Origin of the sequence: Methanothrix thermoacetophila PT (assembly GCF_000014945.1) — an archaeon.
In the GTDB taxonomy this organism is placed as follows: domain Archaea; phylum Halobacteriota; class Methanosarcinia; order Methanotrichales; family Methanotrichaceae; genus Methanothrix_B; species Methanothrix_B thermoacetophila.
On record NC_008553.1, the window covers coordinates 1,671,550 to 1,689,817 of the forward strand.

The 18,268-nt window shown below is 53.4% G+C and carries 15 protein-coding genes; 9 read left to right on the forward strand and 6 right to left on the reverse strand.

The features are described from left to right. The first annotated feature begins 9 nt into the window (after positions 1 to 9). The 6 genes from MTHE_RS08075 to MTHE_RS08100 all read left to right on the forward strand — a co-directional run bounded on the left by MTHE_RS08075 (position 10) and on the right by MTHE_RS08100 (position 5,580). Positions 10 to 636, forward strand: a complete 627-nt coding sequence (locus MTHE_RS08075; RefSeq protein WP_011696691.1) for a phosphoribosylanthranilate isomerase — start codon at positions 10 to 12, stop codon at positions 634 to 636. Then, positions 633 to 2,069, forward strand: coding sequence for an anthranilate synthase component I (gene trpE / locus MTHE_RS08080; RefSeq protein WP_011696692.1), 1,437 nt, complete (start codon positions 633 to 635; stop codon positions 2,067 to 2,069). The genes MTHE_RS08075 and trpE overlap by 4 nt, the downstream gene beginning before the upstream one ends. After that, positions 2,066 to 2,713 (forward strand): anthranilate synthase component II, encoded by a 648-nt coding sequence (locus MTHE_RS08085; RefSeq protein ID WP_175265933.1) that lies wholly within the window; start codon positions 2,066 to 2,068, stop codon positions 2,711 to 2,713. The genes trpE and MTHE_RS08085 overlap by 4 nt, the downstream gene beginning before the upstream one ends. After that, entirely contained in the window at positions 2,643 to 3,389 is a 747-nt protein-coding gene (locus MTHE_RS08090) for an indole-3-glycerol-phosphate synthase (RefSeq protein ID WP_011696693.1), read from the forward strand. The genes MTHE_RS08085 and MTHE_RS08090 overlap by 71 nt, the downstream gene beginning before the upstream one ends. A 190-nt stretch (positions 3,390 to 3,579) precedes the next feature. After that, positions 3,580 to 4,656, forward strand: coding sequence for an NAD(P)/FAD-dependent oxidoreductase (locus tag MTHE_RS08095; protein WP_011696694.1), 1,077 nt, complete (start codon positions 3,580 to 3,582; stop codon positions 4,654 to 4,656). 228 nt (positions 4,657 to 4,884) lie between these two features. Next, positions 4,885 to 5,580 (forward strand): hypothetical protein, encoded by a 696-nt coding sequence (locus MTHE_RS08100; RefSeq protein WP_011696695.1) that lies wholly within the window; start codon positions 4,885 to 4,887, stop codon positions 5,578 to 5,580. Between the two features lie 35 nt (positions 5,581 to 5,615). Here MTHE_RS08100 and MTHE_RS08105 read toward each other — a convergent pair whose 3' ends face one another. After that, a complete protein-coding gene (locus tag MTHE_RS08105; RefSeq protein WP_011696696.1) occupies positions 5,616 to 6,038 on the reverse strand; it encodes a hypothetical protein in 423 nt (140 codons plus the stop codon). Between the two features lie 131 nt (positions 6,039 to 6,169). Here MTHE_RS08105 and MTHE_RS08110 point away from each other — a divergent pair, with 131 nt between their 5' ends. Beyond that, entirely contained in the window at positions 6,170 to 6,598 is a 429-nt protein-coding gene (locus MTHE_RS08110; protein WP_011696697.1) for an FKBP-type peptidyl-prolyl cis-trans isomerase, read from the forward strand. A gap of 36 nt (positions 6,599 to 6,634) precedes the next feature. Beyond that, complete coding sequence (locus tag MTHE_RS08115; protein ID WP_011696698.1) at positions 6,635 to 8,749, forward strand: oligosaccharyl transferase, archaeosortase A system-associated; 2,115 nt, start codon at positions 6,635 to 6,637, stop codon at positions 8,747 to 8,749. A gap of 63 nt (positions 8,750 to 8,812) precedes the next feature. Here MTHE_RS08115 and MTHE_RS08120 read toward each other — a convergent pair whose 3' ends face one another. The 5 genes from MTHE_RS08120 to MTHE_RS08140 form a co-directional block, all read right to left on the reverse strand. Further along, positions 8,813 to 9,976: a glycosyltransferase family 4 protein gene (locus MTHE_RS08120; protein ID WP_011696699.1), complete on the reverse strand. Its 1,164-nt coding sequence runs from the start codon at positions 9,974 to 9,976 to the stop codon at positions 8,813 to 8,815. Positions 9,977 to 10,231: 255 nt separating this feature from the next. Next, a complete protein-coding gene (locus tag MTHE_RS08125; RefSeq protein WP_232840933.1) occupies positions 10,232 to 11,194 on the reverse strand; it encodes a galactose-1-phosphate uridylyltransferase in 963 nt (320 codons plus the stop codon). Further along, positions 11,182 to 12,405, reverse strand: a complete 1,224-nt coding sequence (locus MTHE_RS08130; RefSeq protein WP_011696701.1) for a glycosyltransferase family 4 protein — start codon at positions 12,403 to 12,405, stop codon at positions 11,182 to 11,184. The genes MTHE_RS08125 and MTHE_RS08130 overlap by 13 nt, the downstream gene beginning before the upstream one ends. Next, positions 12,405 to 14,189 (reverse strand): glycosyltransferase, encoded by a 1,785-nt coding sequence (locus MTHE_RS08135; RefSeq protein ID WP_011696702.1) that lies wholly within the window; start codon positions 14,187 to 14,189, stop codon positions 12,405 to 12,407. Before MTHE_RS08135 ends, MTHE_RS08130 begins: the two co-directional genes overlap by 1 nt. Positions 14,190 to 14,197: 8 nt before the next feature. Beyond that, complete coding sequence (locus MTHE_RS08140; RefSeq protein ID WP_011696703.1) at positions 14,198 to 14,944, reverse strand: RAD55 family ATPase; 747 nt, start codon at positions 14,942 to 14,944, stop codon at positions 14,198 to 14,200. Positions 14,945 to 15,744: 800 nt separating this feature from the next. Between MTHE_RS08140 and cas10d the strand changes: the two genes are divergently transcribed. Further along, entirely contained in the window at positions 15,745 to 18,267 is a 2,523-nt protein-coding gene (gene cas10d, locus MTHE_RS08145; protein ID WP_175265935.1) for a type I-D CRISPR-associated protein Cas10d/Csc3, read from the forward strand. The last annotated feature ends 1 nt before the right edge of the window (position 18,268 follow it).

Below are 18,268 nucleotides of genomic sequence, written 5' to 3' on the forward strand. Positions count from 1 at the left end.
TGATATCCAATGACCAGGGTCAAGATCTGCGGTCTGATGGATGAATACGAGCTCGAGTGCGCGCTGAAAGCAGGCGCGGACGCTCTTGGATTCGTAGTGGAGATAGAGCGCTCTAGGCATCGCCTCTCTCTGGATGAGGCAAGAAACCTGATCGGAATGGTCCCGCCGTTCACCACAAGCGTCGCCGTTGTGGAGCCGGCTGGTGTGGATGATGCGGTCCGGCTCGCAGACTATCTTCAGAGCGACGCGCTTCAGATCCACGGGGATCTCTCTCCTGAGGAGATAGAAGAGATCAAAAGACGCGTTCCACAGAGGATCATTGTCGCAGTGCCTCCCGGATCTGATAGGGCTGTTGAGGTGAGCAGGATCGCCGATGCTGTTCTCGTCGACACACCAGTCTCTGGAGGCCTTGGAGGATCCGGAAGGACGCACGACTGGTCTGTGACAGCCAGGATGAGATCGACGCTCCACGCTCCGCTGATACTCGCAGGTGGTCTGCGTCCAGAGAATGTCATGGATGCGATCAATGTGGTGAAACCGTATGCTGTCGATGTCTCCAGCGGCGTAGAGACGAATGGAAGGAAGGATCCGGTGAAGGCCGAGGAGTTCGTGAGGAGGGTGAGATCCTGCCAGTGACATATCCAGTCCTAATAGACGTCACAGACAAGATCAGCGTGGATGCGCCGCTATCGCTCTACCTCTCCCTGAGAGGTAGACGCTATCCATACCTCCTGGAGTCTGTGGAGAAATCGGGCCAGAGGGCCAGGTTCTCGTTCGTCGGCGCAGACCCCTCAGCGGTTGTGAGATTGAAGAACCGGGAGATAGAGGTAGAGGTATTCAACGGCGGGGAGGAGTTCCTGAGCCGGAGGCTCTCGCGGTGCGCGGAGATCGAGGAGTTCAGCCACGGAATAAAAGGAAGGCTGCTTCCGGAGTTCGATATGTTTGACGCCCTCAGAGCCGCGATACCATGCCCGAGATCCGATGAGAGGAACTTCTTCGGCAGACAGATCTTCCTTGGAGGCGGCATCGGGTACATCGCATATGATATGGTCAAGGAACGGCTCGGAAAGGTCTCGACCTCAGAAACTCCTGATGCACAGTTCGCAATAGTCGAGAGCACATTCATCTTCGATCACCTCATGAGACGGGTCTACTTCGCTGTAGTCCCGATGCTCCCCGGGGCGAAGACAGATCTGATCGAGAGGGTCGAGGGCGTGGACGATTACCCTGAAAACTCCGAGCTCCGCGGGAGGGTCGTGCGATGCGGAGATCCTGAGGAGTACATGGAGGCTGTCGTTGCTGCAAAGAGGCACATAATCGATGGAGACATATTCCAGGTGGTGCTCGCCAGATCCACAGACGTAGAATGCAGTGATACCATAGCGCTCTACAGAAACCTCCGGAGGATCAATCCTAGCCCGTATACATACCTCTTCGAGTTCGGGGGTCTCTCAATAGTGGGCGCATCTCCTGAGACGCTCTTCAACACCTACGCCGGAATACTCAAAGTCAATCCGATTGCTGGGACTTGTCCGCGGGGGAGAACCCCTGAGGAGGATGAGGCCCTGGCCAGGGCGATGCTGAACGACGAGAAGGAGAGGGCCGAGCATGTGATGCTCGTGGATCTCGGAAGGAACGACGTGAGGAGCGTCTGCAGGGCGGGAAGTGTGAAGGTCGAGGACTTCATGTCGGTTCTGAGATACTCTCACGTCCAGCACATAGAGACCACGGTCTCGGGCGTGCTGAGGGAGGAGTGCGATCAGTTCGATGCCGCACGCGCGATCTTTCCCGCAGGAACTCTGTCAGGCGCGCCGAAGATGAGAGCGATGGAGATCATCGATGAGCTCGAGAAAGAGCCCAGGGGGATATACGGAGGAGGCATAGGATACTTCTCAGCTGATGGTAGTGCGGACTTCGCGATAGCGATCAGGAGTATCATTCTGAAGGATAATATCGCAAGGGTGCAGGCTGGAGCTGGAATAGTTGCGGACTCTGACCCTGAGAGGGAGCTGGCCGAGACCGAGAGGAAGATGGGCGCGATGAAGCGTGCTCTGGGGGTGATCGATTGAACCGAACAATACTATTCATAGATAATCAGGACTCCTTCGTATGGAATCTGGTGGATTATGTATCGCAGCTCCACCCTGATACGCTGGTCGTCCCAAACCGAATATCTCTGAGGGAGGTTCGAGATATAAACCCGGCAGGCATCGTGATATCTCCTGGCCCGGGGCATCCGGCGAACCCCAGGGATATAGGGAGCTGCATCGAGATAATAAGATCGTTCGGCAGAGCGGGCGTGCCGATACTTGGCATCTGTTTAGGCCATCAGGCGATCAACATCGCGTTTGGAGGGAGCATCACCCACACGAATCCTTTACATGGGAAGGTATCTAAAATAATGCATGATGGTCTGGGCGTGTTCAGGGGCATCGAGTCCCCGCTGATCGGAGGGAGGTATCATTCTCTCGCGGTGAAGACACTGGCGCCTGATCTCCTGATATCTGCGATGAGCGATGATGGCGTGGTGATGGGAATAAGACACAGGGACCTGAGCATAGAGGGTCTCCAGTTCCATCCGGAGTCTGTTCTCACGCCATGCGGTATGAAGATCGTATCGAACTGGGTGGAGATGGTTGAGGATGCATCCTCTCATAGAGGGAATACTGAGCGCTACAGAGCTGCGGATGGCCGGAGCGAAACAGTCGTTTGATCACCTGAAATCCAGAGATCTCGTGGGCTCCGCGATCTCGGCGAGGCGCAGAGGCCTGATACCGGTGATAGCCGAGATAAAGCCGCGGGCGATATCCAGGCCATTGAGGGCAGGCGAGGCCGGGGAGATAGCGAGATTTTATGAGAGCAGGGGCGCCTGCGGCATCTCCGTTCTCACAGAGCCCACATACTTCCTCGGCTCGATCTCATCTCTGGAGGAGGCGAGGAGATCGACATCCCTGCCGGTTCTCAGAAAGGACTTCATCATTAACAGAAAACAGATTCGCGAAGCCCGGGCGGATCTAGTGCTCCTGATCGTATCAATAGCAGATATCGAGGATCTCATAGAGGATGTCAGGGCGGCTGGAATGGAGCCTCTTGTCGAGGTTCACGATGAGCATGAGCTTGATAGAGCCGCAAATGCTGGCGCCACGATAGTTGGAATAAACAACAGGGATCTCATAACTCTGGAGGTGGATCTGGGAAGGTTCGAGGCTCTCGGTCCGATCGCAAGAGATATCGGTCTGTTCACAGTCGCCGAGAGTGGAGTTAGCTCGCGAGAGGAGGCGCTGAGAATGATGAATGCAGGCGCTGATGCGTTACTCATCGGGAACTCGATAATGAAAAACCCCGCGCTGCTGGGAGAGATAACTGGGGTGGATATCAAGGCCACGTAGGGTTAAGATGTCATGTCTGGCGCATCCCCGTGGTCTGGTGAGCCTGGAAGAAGCTATTGCCGCCGTGTGGAGCGCCTCAAGTTCCAGATGTGACCTTACGACCAAGTGTTTTTTCCCGGCGGAGCGTTTCTGCGAAATCCACGCACCAGCCAAAGGGTTTTTAAGCGCAGCTGGAGCGTAGTGAGAGGCCATGCGGAGCTCCCCCAGACTTGTGATAGTTGGTGGTGGGATAGCTGGAGCGGAGCTCATCAGGCTGCTCTCAAATACAGAGATCGAGATATCGCTCATAGAGCCAAAACATCAGATCGAGTGCCAGGCTCTCTACCCCGACTACCTCGCAGGCCTGGTCGGCATCGATGATATGATCGCCCCGCTGGACGATTTCTGCGAGCGCTCCGGCGCCCTACACATCAGCGAGCGCGCGCTTGAGCTCGATGATGGTGTGGTGGTATGTCAGAGGTCGCGGGTTGAATACGATATTCTCGTGATAGCTGTGGGGGCGGAACAGAACTTTTACGGTGTGAAGGGCTCGGAGAATGCGTTTTCCGTGAACACATTCGAGGGGACGCTCCACGCCCGGGAGTTCATAGAGCGCGAGAGCCCGGACAGGATAATGGTCGTCGGTTCCGGCCTCACAGGCGTCGAGGTCGCATCGGTGCTCGCCGACTCGCTGGAGTCGAACATATACATAGTGGAGATGCAGGGCCGAATACTCCCGCAGTTCCCTGAGAGGATCTCCAGGCTGGTGGAAAGGATTCTCTTTGAAAGAGGGGTGAGCATACTCACATCCACTCAGGTCTCTGAGATACAGCGGGACAGCATAACCTTCGCGGATGGTACAACACTTGACTGCGATATGACCATATGGACGACAGGCATAAAGCCCACGCAGTTCGCTGAGAACCTCAGGTTTCCTAAGAAGCGTGGATGGCTTCTGACAGACCCGTATCTGCGCGTTCAGGACGATATCTTCGCGATCGGTGACTGCGCCTGGATCGAGATCGATCAGAAGCTTGCGACAAAGACAGGAATAGAGGCTGAGAGGCAGGCGAAGCACATGGCGGAGAACCTGAAAAGGATGATCAGGAGAAGATCGCTGACGCAGTACTCGATACTAGCCTGCACCGAGAACCCGATCGCACTGATCTCCACAGGCTGCGGCAGGGCCGTGGGGGTATACGGGAGGACATGCATACCCCTCCCTGCAAGGCTCCTGAGGGCTGTGAAGATATGGATAGATAAATCAATAGTCAGCAGATATAAATGAAGCAAATGAAGCTGCCTCTAGCCTGCGCAATCATCGACTGTATGATCGATATCCTCAATCTTTTCTGGGACATGCGACCTCCTGGGGTGAATGTATTGAGTTCTGCAGCAAATCTGGTGCGCTGTCCATTCTTGTGCACATCCAGCAAATCATGGACATATCCAGAAATGCTTTTAAATCCTCCCGCCATTCTCACTAAATCTGGGGAACCATGGGGGTGAATCCTGAATGAGAATTGGTTTTGGTTTTGCGATCGCGCTGCTGGCGTTTGTAGCGTCAGCTGGCGCTGCAGATGAGAACAGATCCTGGCTTGCGGATGATATGCTCGAGACGTACCATGAGGGTACTCTGAACTTCCTCGGGGATCCAACGGGCGCAGGCCTATCTGTCTACGATAACTACGTCTTCTACGTCAAGGGCTCCACTTACTTCAGATCGAAGTGGAAGACCCCACCGAACCTGCCGCCGGATAGGAGCTGGGCGTGGGGCTCGGGAAATGTCGGTGGGTGGGCTTACACTCCTGAGGGGACGTTCATAAGATTCGAGATGGTATCGCCTCCCTCCTACGTCTATATCGGCGGCACGCCGGTGCCATACACAACATATACATCAGCGCCTTTCTACACTGAGAGTAACCATCTCTACATACACGGTACGGATAGCCTGACAAGATACCTGAAGGCGCCTGCCGGCTCCAGCGTGTGGCTGCTCGCCTACACAAAGACTGCAGGCATGGCTGATGTGTACAAGGTATCTCCTGATTTGAAGGTCTCCAAGAACAGCGTCGTCATGCCTGCCGGATACAGCCACATGTCTCTGAACATAACCGATGCTGGAAGGTACCTGATCAGCTTTGTGAAGGACAGCATCCCCAGCGAGACGGTCGTCATAGACGCGATCCCTGCTGGGGTGACCCTGAGCTGATTGAGAGGGCGCAAACTCCCAAGCGGAGGCCACTGCTACTTTTCCCTTTTTCTGTCCATTCTGTACATGATATCCTTGGCGTCCTCATCCCTGCTCACCCACGCCTTCAGAGCCGCTGCATCTCCCTTCTTGCTCTCCTTCGCGTATCCCAAAAACTTCATCACAGAGTTGATGCCCTCTGTGCCGGCGCTTATTATGAATGCCGTGATAAGCGCGTCGAGCAGGTCGAAGTAGTGCCCCTCCTGGAACTCGCTGTAGATGCAGAGCGGTGCCAGCACACGCAGGCCTGTGCCGAAGGCTATCATGAGACCGGAGATCAGTGATACTATCCCCAGAATCAGCTTCTTGTCCCTCTCTCCGATCAGCCTCACAACTATCGGGTCAATTATCTCAAGAAACTGCTGTATCGCGAAACCAGCCGCAAATATCGGCACAACTGTGGCCACAAGCTGATCCATTCCGAACCTCCAGCGTAGAGTTGTTTATAACTGAATAAGTATTTTACGGTTAATTATGTTTGGACGTGGGTTGTAGCAGCAAGATATTATACATGCTCCGCATACAGGATCCTGATAACAGGAGGGCGATTATGATCAGAGCTAAGCCGGGTGACAGGGTCCGTGTGCATTACACTGCGAGGCTTGAGAGGGGGGTCATGGTGGACACCTCGGAGGGCGGGGAGCCATTCGAGTTTGTTCTGGGTGAGGGCAGGGTGCTGCCCGGGTTCGAGGAAGCAGTCATTGGGATGAGCCCGGGGGAAGTGAAGACCGTGAGGATACCCCCGGAGAAGGGGTACGGCCCTTACAGGCAGGATCTCGAGGTCGAGGTCGAGAGGTCCAGGCTGCCGATGGATGTGGATCTGAAAATTGGAGATACGCTGGAGGTCGTGGAGGACGATGGAAGGGTGGTCAAGGTGGAGATCATGGATATCATAGGCGATAAGGTGGTGCTGAACGCAAACCATCCGCTTGCGGGCGTGGATCTGATATACGAGATCAGGCTGTTGGAGATACTGTGATCTGTTGAACTTGGTTCAGCGACAGGTGGCTCTCTAATGAGGTCGCAGCGCAGGCTCTGGGCTGTGGTGGTCCTGATCATCTCAGCATTTCTGTTGAGAATATATGCTGGAAGGTTCGCTCTATCAGATGGATCTCTGCTCTTCTACGGCCCTGACTCATATTATCATATGCGAAGAATTTTTTATACAGTGAACCACTTTCCTTCTACCCTCTGGTTCGATTCATACGTGGATTATCCAAATGGCCTCGAGATTACCTGGCCCCCGCTCTTCGATGTCCTCGGGGCTGCTTTTGCATCGCTCGGCAGTAGCACACACAGCGCTGAGATAATGGCATCGCTGCTCCCGCCCATTCTCGGCGCTCTGACGGTGGGAGTCGTCTATTTCGCTGCGAGGGAGATGTTCGATGAGCGGACCGGCCTGGCATCTGCGTTCTTTCTCACGATATCCTCGTATGCGGTGGCTGTGAACTCTTTTGGATACGTTGATCATCATGCTCTCGAGATGCTGCTTCTCTCGCTCATCGTTCTAGCGCTTCTGTTATCCGCCAGCGATATGAGATGGTCTGTTGCAGCTGGATTCTTCATGGCGCTCCTTGCATACACGTGGATGGGATCAGCTGCTTACATACTCATTGTTCTGGTCTACACCATCGTCAGGATGTCAATAGATCTCAAAGGCAACAGGGAACCACCGAAGGACCTCGTGATCGCGCCTGCGATCGCCTCGCTTCTCGTGCTTCCGTTCTGGAGCAGCCACTGGATGCTCCCATCGGCCATCGCGATATTCACCCTTCTTGGATCCTCTCTTCTGGGATATGCAATTTACATTCTCTCGCAGAAACGCCTGCCGTGGTACTCGCTTCCCAGCATAATGATAGCCGCCGGTTTGATCGTTCTGGTGGTCATCTACGCCCTCAGAGGCGGCATCACATCTGTGTTCTACACAACCCTGGTAAACAGGCTTCCCTATGTCCTGGGGGGAGAGATGTCAGGGCTCATAGAGGAGGCTGGCCCGCTTCTGACAATGAACCTCCAATCGATTCTCGGGCTCAACATCCTCCTAACACTCACAGTTCTTGCTCTGGTTGTGAGGCGCCACATATACGATCGTAAGGGGGTTCTTCTGATCGTATGGACTCTCATCGCCCTGCTTCTCACGTTCGGGCAGAAGAGGTTTCTCTACATCCTGGCGATGAACATGTCCATCCTCTTCGCCGTGCTCTTCTCAGAGATATCCACCCTGATTGAGAGGAGATCGCCGGAGAGAAGGCAGATGATGGCGCTAACGCTTATAGTTCTTATTGTAATGGCCACACCATCCCTCTGGAGACTCAGCAGGATCTCTGATGATGCTCCTGATATTGAGAGCGACTGGGTGGATGCGCTGAAGTGGCTGAAGGAAAACACGCCAGCTACCAGCTTCTTCGATGATCCCTCCAGAAGACCGGAGTACGGAATCATGAGCAGCTGGAGCTATGGCAACTGGATAATTTACCTGGGGGAGCGGCCTGTGATCGCGAACAACTTTCAGGCAGGGTTGGCAGATTCCGTGAGGTACTTTCTGTCTGAAAGCGAGAGCGATGGGGAGGGGATACTGGAGCAAAGGAACGCGAGGTATGTGATAACGTCATGGGAGATGCTGTATCTCACACTCCCATCGACAGCGCGCTGGATGGGGGAGGACCCGTCGAGCTATCTCAGATACACAGCCTCGGGGAAGTATCTGAGCATAGAGCTCACAGACCGGCTGAGAAGAACCATGCTCGCCCGTCTGCAGCTATACGATGGGCTGAACATGAGCCATCTGAGGCTTGTTTATGAATCCAGCACATTCAGAGGGGATAACCCGAGCAGTGCGAGCGTGAAGATATTCGAGCATGTGCCAGGGGTGGTCGTTACTGGAAGGAGCAGCGAGCCTGTTGTTGCAATTCTCAATTTAACAACAAACCAGGGCAGGAGGTTCACATATGCGATAGAGGCAGCACCTGTGAATAACGTTTACACCCTGCGCCTGCCGTACTCGACCGCATCCAACGGAGCCGTTATCGCTAACGGCGCCTACATCATCATGAGCCCGGAGATCGCAAAAGAGCTGAGCATAGACGAAGAGGATGTGCTCCGTGGCAGCACGATCCAGCTCGATCTCTGATGGATATATCAGTAAAGTGCAGAATGCGAAACGCACCGGCCTGAAGATCTCGCGTCACGGATCTCAGCCCGGTCTAAGCACATCCTCATAGACCCTCACGGTCGTCTCTGCGATCTTATCCCAGCTGAAGTCGTGCTCGAGCCTCGCCCGAGCCATGGCAGATAGCTTCATCATCTCCGCAGGGTTGCTGAGGAGACGCTTGATGCACCATGCCAGGGATTCCGGCTGTATGTATGCCAGCAGCCCGTCCTCGAAGTTTTTAATTATGGTAACCGCTTCTGTGGCAACCACAGGCTTTCCGGCATCCCATGCCTCCAGCACGACAACACCGAACGGTTCGTTCCTGCTAGGAAGGCATATGATGTCGCATGCGTTCATCAGATCCTCTTTGGTTGAGCTCGGAACGTATCCCAGAAACCTGCATGCATGCTCGACGCCGAGTTCTCTGGCCAGACGCTCGCACTCCCATTTCATATCACCCTCGCCGATGAAGACGAACTTTGCGTCCCATCTCTCCCTGAGCACTTCGGGTATCGCTCTGACAAGAAGATCCGGGCCTTTCTGGTAGCACATCCTCCCGCAGAAGAGGATCACAGGCGCAAGCGGATGTATGCCGTACCTCTCCTTGACCCTGCCGGCATCGAGAGACCTTCTGAGCTTCCCGATCACTATCCCATTTGGGATTATCTCGATCTTCTCCTCCGGTATGGAGTAGAGCATCATAAGCTCGTTCTTCATCTGCTGTGTTGTCACTATCACCCGCGCGGACTCGTAGCCTCCGAGCCATTCGCGATGGGATATCTCTCTTGATACTGGACTATGGGCATAACTGTTACCGTTTCTTCCCCACTCGGTGCTGTGGACGGTGAATATCAGCGGAATGGAATGGCTCTTTTTTATTCGGACGATCGCATTCACAGGATGCCAGTCGTGGCCGTGAATCACATCGAACCTTCCGAAGATCCTCTGGACAGCCTCGAACCGATCGACCATCGCATCGCACATCGTGTCCATCTGGTGGACTATATCCCCTGTGGGGTCGTGATCCACCCGCTGGTAGTGGACCCCATTGATCTCATCATAGTAATCGAAATCGCCACGCCTTGTGAAGACGTGCACCTCGTGGCCCATCCTGGCGAGAGCCTCAGACAGCTCAGAGACATGCGGGGCCACGCCGCCGACCTTCACCGAGTAAAGGCTCTCCCAGGAGAACATACCTATACGCATCAGCTCACCTTTAACAATACATCCTAATAGGTTGATGTGATTTAACTCTTTCACATCTCTCGAAATTCTGTTCTGATTGTACCGCTCAGCTCACCCTTACAGAATCCGAACCGCTGCAGAAGATTGCAATCCGCCGATACGAAATTCCATCGCATTCGAACTCAGATGACCATCAAGGCCTGAATCTCCTCGGGATGCAAAGCGGTCGGAGACCGTGACTTCCTCTCCTGAAAGTTTGCGCACTGCCATCCCCTATCACAAGACAGATCTTAGCTCTGAGGCTGCCTGCTCAGGCGAGACTGGGTTTATGTAAATTCCTGTGTTCTTCTCAAATCCTGCGATTTTGCTTATTGCAGGCTGGATTCTGATGTTCAAATGGTAGTTTGAGCTCATCTGAAAGATCATGTAGTTGTACGGGGGATCATTAAGAAGCACAGAAAGCCGTTGGAGCGCTTTCTTCATGGATCTGCCAAGCTCCAGGCGCATGGAATCGCTCATCTCCAGAATGCTGCTGATGTGTTTGCAGGGAAGGATCCACATCTCATATGGTGTCTGGGAGTAAAAAGGCGCTATGCATATCCACACCCCTTCTCTGAATATGAGTCTCTCAGAGCTCGCCTCCCTCTCGGCGATGTTGCAGTATGGACACGAAGGCATCGATGATATCGCGGATACCTCACGCATTAGAAGCGGTGGGATCATAGGAAGAGCTATCAGCTGCGTGTGCGTATGGCTCAGAGACGCACCAGCCTCACGACCCCAGTTCTTGAATATGGATACGTATGAGGATCCGCGATCAGTGTGATATCTGTATCTGTCTGCATAGACTCTGATCATTCTGATGATCTTCTCATCATCAAAGATGGCAGGGCTGCTCTCGTGATCCGGCGATTCGATTATGACCTCGTGCCCACCCCTGGCAGGCATCGCCATCCACTCTGGAGTTGGCGCGTCTGGGTCTGGAACCATCGCAGGGTACATGTTTGGGATGCATCTCGCCCACCACCCCCTGATCCGGGTCTCGCCATCCACAAACACGCCGTCGTCTCTGTAGACAGCTACTGCTTTTGGAGTCATCTCCTCGTTCCCGGGACAGAACGGACACTCCTTCGATGCTCGCATCTCTTTCGCCCGGATGAAATCTGTGGGTCTCCTGGCCCGTTCCTTTGCTATGACGCAGTACTCCTCCAGGAAATAGTGACGCCTCAGCTCCGGTATGCTATAACCTCCTCATAGATCTTCAGAGTATTCTCAGCGGCTTTCCTCCAGGTGAACATCTCCAGGACCCGCTCCCTTGCATTCCTTCCCCACTCTCTGAGCCTATCCCGATCCTCGAGAGCGAGATTGACGCCCCATGCGATATCGTTCGGATCTCGAGCATTCACATGTACGCCTGTCGGCCTGTCAGTCTCCGGGTTCATGACGATCTCCCTCAGACCGCTGACGCCGCTGGCCCCGACGACAGAGACGCGTTCCATCGATGCTGCCTCGAGCGCCACAATCCCGAACGGCTCATAGGTGCTGGGGAATATGCAGAGGTCTGCGAGCGCGTAATGATACACCTTCTCCTGTGGGGAGAGGAAGCGATCGACGAGAATAACACCGCCGAGCCTCTCAGCCTCTGATCTCACATGATCGATTAGGGATCCGCTGCCCACCACGAGAAGCTTGACGTCAGGATTATTCCTGCGTATTGCGGGCAGAGCAGCAAGAAGCTGGGAGACGCCCTTGACAGGCTCGAGCCTTCCGAGGAACAGAAGGACTGTATCAGATTCCTTCAGGCCATAACTCTTCCTGAGCATCTCGAGCCGCTCAGGCTTCACAGCAGATGGGTCGAAGAGCTTAGTATCCACGCCGTGATAACACACTCTTATCTTCTTCGGTGGCACCCCGAGCCCCTCGAGCTCCCTCTTCATCGCCTCCGAGACTGTCAGCACGAGATCCGCGAGCCTGGCGCCTTTAATCTCCAGCGATACAAGCTGCTGGTTGGGGTGCTCGGAGCGCCCGACCTCGGTGCAGTGTACGTGATATATCACCGGCATGCTCTGACGCAGCGCCATGCCCGCGGGCAGAGCGAGCCAGTCGTGTGCAACACACAGATCAAAAGGACCTGAGTCCCTCACACGGGCTGCAGCCAGCTGGTTGTAGCTCAGCAGGTTGTTCAGGAAATCCAGGCCCGTGCCCCACGAGAGGGTCTCTTTTGAATAGAAGATCTCAAGCGCGTCGCTCATCGGAATAGGAATCTCCCTGAACGCCGTCACGCCCTTCTTCGTCTCTCTCCTCTTCCTCTTCAGATCCGGCCTGCCCATCGTGAACACAGAGACCTTATGCCCCATCGAGGCCAGCTCTCTCGACATCAAATCAACATAAACTCCAAGGCCGCCGTAGACCAGCGGCGGGTACTCTGTGCTCAGGTATGCTATGTTCATCAAACCACCAGATTCTTGTAATACTCCATCACAGGCTCCATCCAGTCCATATACTTCGCAAGCGCAAACGACTCCTCACACAGGAGCCTGTACTCGATCTGATCTGCCACCTGGCTCCAGGTGAAGTAATCGAGTGCGAGGGCGTAGTCGAGCACCATCTCGTTGTACGTCTGCTCTATATTGTCGACCACAACAACTCCACCCATGCCTGTAGTCAGCCTCTTGATCTTCTTCAGAGCATCGCTGAAGCCGCAGGCTCTGCTGACTATGCTCGGCGTCCCCTCTCTTCCAGCCTCGAGGCCTGTGAGAAGGAAGGGCTCGTACTGTGAGGGGAAGACGCCTGCAACACATCCTGCCATGATCTCGTCCACCCTCATGTTCAACCCGCCGTCCTCCGGACCGACCCATTGTGGATACAGTATCGCAGATACTATGCGGTTTCCAGAGACGAGCCTCCACGGCTCCAGAGCCTTCTCCTGTATCATCTTGTAGAGCCTGTTCTCCTCCCACACGAGAATCTCAGGCGTCAGGTTGATCGGGAAACCGTGCGGGAGCTTGTCCTTCTGCTTCGGGCCGTGAGAGGTTATGAGGAAGCATGCTACCCTGATCTTCTCAGCAAACCTCTCCTTCATAGCTCTGTGTCTGAGCAGATGATCCTGGAGGACCAGCGCGTCGAGAAGCTGCGGATACCCCTTATTCTCTATCTCTATCCTCGATATCGTGAATATAGGGATTATATTCTCAGGATCTATCTTCTCCCCGCCATAGAGGTTGTAAAGCGTATCTGAGACGAACTTCTGTATCCTGGCCCTGCAGCGGTTCTTTTTCTCCCAGTCTATGTAGTCCTGCTCCACCTCTATCCCGTTTCTTATGACGATGCCTTTGAGATCGTGGAAGAGCATAGCTTCCTTCATTGTGGAATCGCCGACGAAGGTCACGACATCCGCATACCTCGCCAGCCCTTCCAGTGTCGCCATTGAGACGGGTGTGTTCGGGGGCCAGCGTTTCTCGTTCCTGGCGATCATCTCCAGGGACCTGTGCCCAGCTGCCCTCCCGGGGACAGTAGCGTGAAGTGTCGCCATCGTGCGGACAGGCTGTCCGAGGGCCTTCAGGCGCGCAAGCGCATAGAAGACCCCGAACTCATGGCAGTGGAGCGATATTCTTATCTTCGGAAGCACAGAGCGCGCAAACTCCGACACTGCCTTATCAGCATATTTCTCCGCAGGCTCCTCGGCCATCGACTTCAGAACACGCACGAGCTCTGAGATCGCATAGGAAAGGCAGAGGTAATGATTGTACTCGGGAGCGTTGCTCAGCCGCTCGTACTTGAGCGAGTCCAGGCCCACAAGCCTCCAGGCCTCCTCCTTTATCGCGTTCGTGAGCGTCATCTCCCTGGTGTCTCTTCGAACTATACAGCTGTCGTAGTAATGCGTGTCGAAGAGGATGTAGCCGACCGGAACATCATGGTACACCGCCTGGCCTGTTACTGATTTTATCCCAAGAGATTCGAGCCGCTCAAGGGCTGTTTTGATCTCGTTGCCCATGCTCAGAGGCTCGAGGCCGGATATGTCGGTAACACGCATCTTCCCCCTGTTCCAGTCTGCGCCAGCTGTGGGAAAGTACGGGCCTGCCACTAGGATCCTGATGTCATTCTCGATCTCGCCGCTGCTGATCAGCTTTGCGAGAGTTCTGGCCTCTGCATCTATCACATTCCATATGCCGCCCATCTTGTTCGAGACCGGTCCGGCCTCCTCTCCTGCGAGTACGATCCATCTCTGTATCATGATCTGCCTCACGGATAGGGCGATAGGGCTGAGACAGCCATGCCATCATCCGAGATGTCGAGAACTCTTATGCTGTTCGATATCTTCGATCCCCGCATCTTCATGACATAAATGGAGCGCACAAGTGAGTTGCCAATTCTGTCCCTGCGGAGCATCGTGCATGAATCTGCGCCGTACTCAAGTATCTGGTTCATGCCGAAAGCGGTGCCTATCGTTATGACGGTCGTGGCCTTTGTGGCTCTCAGGCTTGAGAAGAGATCATCCGCCAGAGATCTTATTTTGAAGGGCGCCTGAACCGCGTAGAAGAATGCCATCAGATCATCTATAAACACCCTCTGCGGGTTCTCCTCCTTCACCTTCCGCTCGACGAGCTTCCTGAAGTTGACCAAAAAATCCACTGGATCGAGATCTATGCTCTTCTGGAGCCTGAGCACCGGATCTGTGACATCGACTATGACGAGCTTTTTCTCCTCTTCCAGCTTCCACAGATCCCAGTTGAATGAGGAGTACATCTCCCTCTTGAGCGACTCTGCGCTCTCGGAGGGCGTTATTATCATCCCCTTATCGCCCATTTTGATGCCTTCGTATATGAACTGGGTGGCGAAGACAGTCTTTCCCGTGCCGGAGCCGCCTGTAACGGTATTAACAGTCCCTTTGTTGAAGCCGCCATTGACAAGCTCATCGAAGCCTGGTATGCCGGACCCGACTTTTGTATACTTCTTGGCGCCAACCGCCTCAACATCCTGCGTATCCACAGTCATCCCTCTTTTACATTCTCGGAGTCTGGAGTACTTAGTTTTTCCGGTATGTGGCCCATCCGAACAAGACCGGTTACCCTTTGCCACATTGTAATAGAATGTAAACATTTTATACAAATTATGTGTCATGTGCTTCTATTGTTGAGATCAATAGCGTGCGATCTCACATAAGACACAGGGAGTTATGTCAGTGGTGTGATCCCCGACACTCACTTCGGCGATTTGAGCACATTACTAAAAAACACCCATGACCCAACGTCACTCATGTGGATGAAAATGGACCTTTGCGAGAACTTTTATACCCGGCTAATCAATCCCTACTGAGGAATATTGGATAATAGATGTAAGATAAAGGTGGGTCGGATATGTTGGAAGTCAAACAGTCTGTAGTCATTTGAGATCATCTTTCTGAATTTAAGTGGAAAATTTTATCCACATTTATAGCTTTGTATCATTCCTGTTAGTCGGCAGTCGATAAGATGGTCGATAACCTTGCAGGAAAAATGAAAAGTCGACTGCATCTGGTTTATGTTTCCGGAACTTGCTTCTCCGGAGATTCGGACACATGTGCCATAGCCTTTGTCGTTTTCGGACGGATTCTTGCACTTTAAAGAGAATGTTACGTCCAATTACCAAAAAAAAGAAATTATTGCAATAATCGACAGGTTTATATGGTATGTAATGTTCGATTTACTGTGGTTGCTCTCAGTTTGCGATGCATCTGAGGCCTGCCACGGATACGAATGTCGCTGATGGTATCGGATCGATCAAATCGCTGTAAGTGAGGAGATGCTGATATGGTATCGGATGCTCTTCAGGATTTGCTCAGAGACCCTGAGAAGCGGTCGTTGTTGAAAAGACGAGGGGAGGTCTCTGAGGATATCAATTCCAGGGTTCTGGAGAACTACTTCAGGATTGTGGACATAAATCTTGTCAGAACTGGTATGTGCTTCAGGCCTGCAAAAAGTGTCGAGTTCGGAAAGACGGATCAGAGCATGCTCAACCACATCCGGAATGGGGTTTTCTTCCTGCTTCGCTTCAATGATGCCCTCAAGAGGCTCGGTGTGAGAGCACTCGATGAGGCCGGGCTCAGGGAGTGTATAGCCCTTTTTGTGGTACATGACCTTCACAAACTGGACTATGGAGAGATGGATGGGGACAGTCAAAAGAACAGCATGGAGAATGAGTTCGATATACCGGAAGATGTAGTCAAAAAGTATGTCGAGGAGATGCACCTCAGCGAGTTCGCTCGTGAGTTGAGGGACGACGATTACTACTCTGTGGTTGTGGCACTTCACAAAAGCAGGTTCTCAAGACCAGGAGCGAGAACCTCACGGTTCATGGACCTCGAGCCGTTTCTGTACCTCATGGACACAATGGCCAGCTGCTCCTCCCCCGAGGAGGCGGCATCTCCCAGAGCCCTCAGGGCCCTGCGTGACGGCTTTCCTCAGGATGCGGCTGAGAAACAGCTGAACCTTCAGTATCACAGGCTTGACGACGTCAAGGGGATTCTCACAGGTCTTCTGAACAAATCTATCGCTGAGGTGCTTGAGGAAAGCGGGCTCGTGATGCTGATGACGTATCAGGATGGGTGCGTCTATCTCGGAAAGGGGAATCGGAGAGCGTCCATCTCTGATGAGCTTGTTGAACGCATATACCACCGGCTTGAGAAGAACATACAGGATTCGACTCCGGCGCTCTCTGAGGTTGGATCTATCGTCAAGAATGTGGATGTGCAGGGGAACTTGAACTGCTACCGATTGGATGATAAATATTATTTCTTCAGCGGACCGGATAGGGTTTTACGTGCGTATATTGAGAAGGCAACCGTATCTGCGCGCAGTGTAAAAACCAAGCTATCCAAGCAGATGCTCGAAAACATTGGGAGGGCGCTGAGGGCAGCAGACATCGACGTGGAGCTCTCAGATCAGGATGGCAGGATCGTTGTGGAGTATGCTAGAGCGATCCACGCAGTCCATAAAATCGTCTCGGAGATCATCAAGGATAACACAGAGGCGCTCGCATGGAGCTGCGACGCCTGGGGCGTTACTGAGGATGTGAAGAGAAGGCTTCTCAGCATCCCATCCGGCGAACTGACGAGCGGAGGTAAGTGGGAGTATGCTTACGCCATAGCCAGGTGCGTTATGGATGCTGAAAGCGACGGCGTGAAGATCAAAAACATGGAGCCAGCGCGCGCCGCCGATATTCTCTTCGAGAGGATATGGGGTGCCTTAAAATCCACTGAGGGGTGGGACGCCTTCATCTCAGAAAAGACAAGCACATACAGAGAGGAGATCGCGGCATACATCCATGAGACGCTGTCTGTAAACGGAACGATATCAGTATCGAGCGGATCCGACCTGAGTGATCCATACAGGGAGTACCAAAGAGGCGGAAGCGGAAGGATATGCAACCTCTGCAACAGCGGAACCCTGCTGAGACAGGATGAGATGAAATTGCCGATTACAGTCTCCATGCTGAAATTCAACTTCAGCAACAGGATTTTTGCAGGAAAGACCAAGCCCGATAACATATATGCATGCGTCCCATGCGGTGTTGAGCTGGTGCTCAGGCAGAACGGTTGCGAGATCTCCAGGAGAGCTAATGAGGATATGCTCTACTTACACATGATTCCGGATTACTTCTTCACTCCTGAATCGTGGGAGATCGCTCACAGCATTCTGAGCATGTTCTCCGGGGAGAATGGAGTGCGGATGGCGGCTCTTGCAGATAAGATCTTCAAATCGAAGTACGTTGGGGGATCATCGGATCTGAAAACCGATTTTTATGAGTCGTGGATCGAGGAGCTTGCTTCCCGGGAGAAGAGCAGGAATATGATGCAGTACATGGCGCAGAGTTTTGACATGATCGGAAATCCTTGCATGGTCTTCTACAAACCCTCTGGGAACACAACAGAGTTTCATTTCTTCGGCACATATCTCGCCCTGATCCTGGCAGCCTACACCGGCATGCGGGTTGTTGTAAGCCACTCGCCCATAACAACTGTGCGCGGAAGGGATTTTAGGGAGTTCGTGGCCCTTGACTCCGTTGACTCCCATGTGACGGGTTTTTACAAAAAGATGATACCACTGTCGCAGATGGAGTTTCGCATCAAGGCCGCAAGCGCTCTCATACGCCTCGGCTATGGCTCGAAGCTGGAGGACTCGCTTTTTCCGAAATATCTTAGGGTATTCAGGGATGAGCCGCTTCCTGGCTCGTATCTTCTCAAGATGGTGTATCGGGATGCGGATGAGGGCGAGGCGAAGGTCAGAAATCTGATCGATGAGGCGATCTTTCTTGATAAAGTAAAAGGGATGTGAT

Excerpts from the sequence above, each read along its gene's own strand:
- MTHE_RS08075 (WP_011696691.1), top strand. The coding sequence starts at position 10 with ATGACCAGGGTCAAGATCTGCGGTCTGATGGATGAATACGAGCTCGAG.
- MTHE_RS08090 (WP_011696693.1), top strand. The coding sequence starts at position 2,643 with ATGCATCCTCTCATAGAGGGAATACTGAGCGCTACAGAGCTGCGGATG.
- MTHE_RS08095 (WP_011696694.1), top strand. The coding sequence starts at position 3,580 with ATGCGGAGCTCCCCCAGACTTGTGATAGTTGGTGGTGGGATAGCTGGA.
- MTHE_RS08100 (WP_011696695.1), top strand. The coding sequence starts at position 4,885 with ATGAGAATTGGTTTTGGTTTTGCGATCGCGCTGCTGGCGTTTGTAGCG.
- MTHE_RS08105 (WP_011696696.1), bottom strand. The coding sequence starts at position 6,038 with ATGGATCAGCTTGTGGCCACAGTTGTGCCGATATTTGCGGCTGGTTTC.
- MTHE_RS08110 (WP_011696697.1), top strand. The coding sequence starts at position 6,170 with ATGATCAGAGCTAAGCCGGGTGACAGGGTCCGTGTGCATTACACTGCG.
- MTHE_RS08115 (WP_011696698.1), top strand. The coding sequence starts at position 6,635 with ATGAGGTCGCAGCGCAGGCTCTGGGCTGTGGTGGTCCTGATCATCTCA.
- MTHE_RS08120 (WP_011696699.1), bottom strand. The coding sequence starts at position 9,976 with ATGCGTATAGGTATGTTCTCCTGGGAGAGCCTTTACTCGGTGAAGGTC.
- MTHE_RS08130 (WP_011696701.1), bottom strand. The coding sequence starts at position 12,405 with ATGAACATAGCATACCTGAGCACAGAGTACCCGCCGCTGGTCTACGGC.
- MTHE_RS08135 (WP_011696702.1), bottom strand. The coding sequence starts at position 14,189 with ATGATACAGAGATGGATCGTACTCGCAGGAGAGGAGGCCGGACCGGTC.
- cas10d (WP_175265935.1), top strand. The coding sequence starts at position 15,745 with ATGGTATCGGATGCTCTTCAGGATTTGCTCAGAGACCCTGAGAAGCGG.